Below are 225 nucleotides of genomic sequence, written 5' to 3'. Positions count from 1 at the left end.
ACATTGATGCTGCTACCTGTGGCATTCGTACTCCATTTCAAGCTTCCACTGCAAGCTGTTGCTGTCAATGTTGCTGTCTCTGCATTACACAAACTGTTCTTGTTCGTTGAAATTACTGGAGCCGCTGGGCTGCTACCTGTTGTGATAACTACTACATTGCTCACTCCGCTTTCGCCACAACTGTTGATACATGTCGCTGTGTATGTGCCTGCTGTACTTACACTG

The 225-nt window shown here is 46.7% G+C and carries 1 pseudogene; it reads right to left on the bottom strand.

The annotated features are described in order from the left end of the window. A pseudogene (locus ABR854_RS26045) lies at positions 1–225 on the bottom strand (hypothetical protein); the annotation flags it as partial.

Source organism: Emticicia sp. W12TSBA100-4 (genome assembly GCF_040253585.1).
Classification (GTDB): Bacteria; Bacteroidota; Bacteroidia; order Cytophagales; family Spirosomataceae; genus Emticicia.
This window is presented reverse-complemented; position numbering and strand designations above follow the sequence as displayed.